The sequence below is a fragment of the Collinsella aerofaciens genome (assembly GCF_015548375.1).
Lineage (GTDB): Bacteria > Actinomycetota > Coriobacteriia > Coriobacteriales > Coriobacteriaceae > Collinsella > Collinsella aerofaciens_AB.
In genome coordinates, this window is record NZ_JADMWW010000046.1 from 1 (window position 1) to 3,013 (window position 3,013).

Consider the following 3,013-nt stretch of genomic DNA (forward strand, 5'->3'; position numbering starts at 1 on the left):
GATGCGGGCGTGTTGGCTAAAATGGGTCGGCCGGGATTGGTCAATCTCGGCCGACTATATTTGGCTAAATTATTCCGGCGCTAACATGAGCAAGTCGAGCACATTCGTTTTGCCGAGGTTGTTTTCGCCGACAATATAGGTCACGTCCTCGTCAAAACTAATCGTAACGCCATCAAGATTCCGATAGTTCTCAATCCTCAGTTTAGAGATCCTCATGTGGCCTCCCTACCGTTAAGGTTTTATGACTTCTAACAGTTAAATATGCCATGCGCTGTGCTGTGGCGATACCGACGGATTCTGATTATCCATTGTCATACAGCCCGTCACGAGAGACCGGTTTTCTAATAAAACTTACGATGCTCCTTCTATTTATCTCAAATTCACGGCAACGTTGGACGGCTGTGACATTGCCAGAATTAACCACAATGCCCCCCATTGTATTCAGCATCACGGGCTGTAGCACCCCAAGCACATCTCAAAATAAATAAAGGACGTTGGCCCATCGGCAACGAATTCTCCTAAAAATTAGTCTATTTCATTGTCTACTCCTGAAAACCGTTGTATTCACATAGACAACGCTGCATTCTATAGCGTTAAAGGAATAAGGACGTCACATCTTTTGATATGACGCAACCATATCAAAAGCAATGGGAAGGCCGAGTTCATAGTGGCTAAACGGCGAAGCATCGAGTTCATCAAGAGCACCATCTCCCCGACGGATCCAGGATTTTCCCTTTGCACATACAAAGGCAATCTCGACCAGCGGATGTCGATGCATTCCGTAGAAGCCGCCCATATCGATAGCTACCGAATGAAGTCCCGGAGGAATCAAATCGAGTTTCTTCCTGTATTGATATGGAGATTCCAAATCTTCACCCTTGCAGCATCCCGCTCCATGAGTAACGACAATTGTCGCAACTACCTCATATACGGGAAGATCACTGTCGTTGCGAATCGCAATGCGCGACTCACCAGTGGAATCTCTTTCGAGCCATGCAGCAATTGAAGATGGCTGCGCTAATTTCTCAGCCATTTCCTGACGCTCGTCTTGTTCATTCATATGCCTTGTGTCGCGCAAAACAACATATACCGTCAGGCAAAGTGTAACAAATGCACAAATTACTTGAACGACTGCACAAAAAGCGACCATAAGCAATAACCTTCCCTCGGCATAGAATGAAACCAAGACTCAGCCCACTGCTTACACACCGGTCGTTATTCGAAAAGCAAACCGTCAAGCCAAGTTACTAGATATATCACAATCTTGATGCTAATAATTTAACCAGCTCATCTGATGGTCCGTTTTTTCTGATGCGGCTGTAATCTCTCACATCAGTTAAGACTAAACCGCCTGCAGACTCACAGAAAACAGCGTGCGAAGGCGCGGCATTGACGCTTGCCTTAATGCTAGATTTATTTTGGCGTAAAAGAAGCGGACGGCAAGAAGGCTGTTTCTTCTTTTTCCGATAGCTTCTCTTGGTGCATGCCATCATGAACCTCCTAAAGGCTAATCACGCAATAGCTTTTGCGCAAAGAGCGTGATTGACAATATCATGAAGCAATAGGTAGAGATTTACATCAGCGATTCCGAGCTTATTTGGCCTGTTAGATGTTACATACAAGATTCCCATAATTGAATTATTCGAACCGTCTCGGGCAACAAGTCTAGAAATCATCATGCAACGATCATCGGATCCGAAATGTTCGGAATTAACGTCGTTATCCAACTGTCCGCAGTCTCTGGCTTTTTCAACATCGGGACAAAGTATGACGATATCATTTGACAGCTCTTTTTCGTGAAGCATAATCACGAGCTTGCTATTCATTGAAAGAGGCCGGGAATGTTGAAATCTCGTTTTATTCAATGCCCCTCCCCTAGCCACCGTTGCGTAGCCAACTTCATGATCCGATTTTCCGGGACGCGCAAGCCTGATGGCGCAGCCTATTCCGTCTTTTGGGCGAAAAATTGAAAAACAGGAAGCAACGCCATCGCAGCAGACAGTTGCCAATTCACGTAAATTAACATCAGGATTTTGAGTCTGATTCTCAACTTGGTAGTTAAGGCTCTGAAGTTCGTCGAGCACATTCACATAGCGAAAGCCCTGCCTAATTGAATGCGCGGCAATCCATATTGCCACCAAACAAGTTACGATAAGCGAAAAAGTAAATAATTCTCTAGTCGCATAAATTCCAAGGTAGTCAAGGATCCAAGGAAATTTTCCATCTGTTAATAGCTTTTCTGCAAAAAGAGTAGGCAGCCAAACAAATATCCCACCGAAGCCAATTTTCTTTAGGGCGTCCAGAATCACTAGAGGCATGCCTCTGTTGAGTCCTACACTATAAAAACGAAAACAGGAATACTCGCGCTTCCCTCGTCTACCGTAGTTCAACCAATCATCAAAAGAATATCTATCAATCATGCCATCGCCTCCCGCCACTACAATTTACATTAAAGCATTGTGAGGTACTCCCCCAGCTCCTCCTCCCAGTCGGGCATGCAGAAGCCGACCGACTCGAGCCTGGACAGGTCGAGCGCGGAGTGGACCGGGCGCGGGGCGACGGGGCCGGCGGCATTTGCGTAGTAGTCGGCGGTGCTCACCGGCACGACCCTCTCGCCGTTGCCGTTGGCGGCCTCGAAGACGGCGCGGGCGATGTCGGCCCAGGACTTGACGGCGCCGGAGCCCGTGCAGTCATAGGTGCCGTAGGGGGCGTGCGTGCCCAGCACGTGGAAGATGGCGGCGGCCATGTCGCGCGTGAAGGTCAGGCGGCCCAGCTGGTCGTCGACCACGGTGACCTGCGTAAGCCCGTCCTCGGGGTCGGCTACGCGGTCGGAGAGGCCCTTCATGGTCTTCACGAAGTTGTGCCCCTCGCCGATGACCCAGGAGCTGCGCATGATGTAGTGGCGCGGGCACCCCGCCACGGCGATGTCGCCGGCGGCCTTGGTCTGGCCGTAGACGGAAAGCGGGCTGAGGGGCTCGTCCTCGTCATGCACCTCGGCGGCGCCGTCGAAGAC

General features: G+C 49.4%; 5 protein-coding genes. All 5 read right to left on the minus strand.

The genetic code is table 11. The annotated features are described in order from the left end of the window. Positions 1-69: 69 nt before the first annotated feature. Positions 70-216 carry an AAA family ATPase gene (locus I1969_RS10860; protein ID WP_195235132.1) on the minus strand — a complete coding sequence of 49 codons (147 nt, stop codon included), beginning with the start codon at positions 214-216 and terminating at the stop codon, positions 70-72. 394 nt (positions 217-610) lie between these two features. Beyond that, on the minus strand, positions 611-1,150 hold the full coding sequence (locus I1969_RS10865) for a hypothetical protein (protein WP_195235133.1): 540 nt from the start codon (positions 1,148-1,150) through the stop codon (positions 611-613). 106 nt (positions 1,151-1,256) lie between these two features. Further along, positions 1,257-1,493, minus strand: coding sequence for a hypothetical protein (locus I1969_RS10870; protein WP_147486954.1), 237 nt, complete (start codon positions 1,491-1,493; stop codon positions 1,257-1,259). 18 nt (positions 1,494-1,511) lie between these two features. Beyond that, complete coding sequence (locus I1969_RS10875) at positions 1,512-2,420, minus strand: hypothetical protein (protein ID WP_195235134.1); 909 nt, start codon at positions 2,418-2,420, stop codon at positions 1,512-1,514. A 29-nt stretch (positions 2,421-2,449) separates the two neighbouring features. After that, positions 2,450-3,013 (minus strand): SDR family oxidoreductase (locus I1969_RS10880; protein ID WP_195235135.1); only part of this gene is annotated, 564 nt, incomplete at its 5' end.